Consider the following 1,470-nt stretch of genomic DNA (forward strand, 5'->3'; position numbering starts at 1 on the left):
CCATAAAGGCTGCGGATTCCCTTGACGTAAAATCAGTATGTTAAATCCAGAGCGTGGTGATGCATCCCGGATGCGATCAGCATTTTAATCCAAAACAGGTGTGTCATAACAGCATTATTCCCTATTATTCAACAAGGCCTCAAACACCCTCAAACGAGGATATGCACGGTGTGTATAACATCTGGCGTAATTTTATGAGAGCGAAGCTAAACGAAAGGTAAATACTTTTTATACAGAAAAGTATTTTCGAAAAATAAATACATAAAATACCCATGAACATTATTCTGGGCACGTTGTCATTGCATAAAAGGAACCTCAGGTATAACGCTGACCTTTATGTAATGCAAATAATGAAGAAATAACCGGTGTGGTATAAAGAAACAACCGCCGTTTAAGCCAAGAGGTGTCTTCTCGCTCTTTGGTGCTGATACGTCCCAAGCGCCAGGTCAGGTGTCGGGGCATGTTCATTCTTCGTTCGGTGGTGTAGAGATAGTCAAACCCTTGCGCTTGAGCAATGGCAGCGTAATCGTGGTTATAAAAACCCATAGGCCAGCAAAAATGGCGGCTACACGACCCCAGTCGCGCAATCAGCGTTTCACGGCACAGACGCAGATCTGTTTCCAATGCGCGGTGGCGTTCAGCGGGATAGGTGATTTGCCAGTCCCAGCGCTGATGCGTATGGGTATGCGCGTGAAACTCCACTAACCCACTGGCTTGCATCTCTTCAATTTCAGACCAACGCATCATCACATCATCGGCATGGCCGGTGGCGACTTTTTCCTCACACGCTTTGTGAGAGAATGCAATCTCCGTAAGTTGGCGAACGGGTCCGTCACCAATCTGGCTGGTAATCAGAAAAATATGCGCATGCAGCCCAAGATGTTTTAACACCGGAAACGCATAAACCCAATTATCTAAATAACCGTCGTCAAAGGTGATCATCACACTTTTACGCGGCAAAGGCTCTCCGCGGTAAAATCCTTCTAATTCAGCCGCAGTCACGGTTTTCCACCCAGCGCGCGCCAACCAGGTCATCTGTTCGATAAAGGTGTCGGGCGACAGCGTCACCAGCCCAGGTTTAGGGCCAACATGGTGATACATAAGCATGGGAATTGCACTTGCATTCATTCTATTACGCTCTTTCTGTATGCGCTTGTTGACAGGGACAGCCTACCGTCGCCATTGGTGCGCTAATGTCATAACTAAAAATATACAAACCACTAATCTTCCCACACACAACCTCAACCATTTCATCACTATAACGCATTAATAACCTTAATAACCTGTATTTTTTGATGCTATCGACGGCTTTGTTGAATAAATAGATACTATGCTGCGTAGCCATAAAGGCTGCGGATTCCCTTGACGTAAAATCAGTATGTTAAATCCAGAGCGTGGTGATGCATCCCGGAGCGATCAGCATTTTAATCCAAAACATGCGTGTCATAACAGCATTATTCCCTATTATTC

At 45.4% G+C, this 1,470-nt stretch carries 1 protein-coding gene; it reads right to left on the reverse strand.

What is annotated here, in order from left to right; all coding sequences use genetic code 11:
• Positions 1 to 315: 315 nt before the first annotated feature.
• Entirely contained in the window at positions 316 to 1,128 is an 813-nt protein-coding gene (locus QZ506_RS15915; protein ID WP_291972381.1) for a polysaccharide deacetylase family protein, read from the reverse strand.
• Positions 1,129 to 1,470 lie beyond the last annotated feature (342 nt).

The sequence above is a fragment of the Candidatus Symbiopectobacterium sp. genome, from assembly GCF_020054415.1.
In the GTDB taxonomy this organism is placed as follows: domain Bacteria; phylum Pseudomonadota; class Gammaproteobacteria; order Enterobacterales; family Enterobacteriaceae; genus Symbiopectobacterium.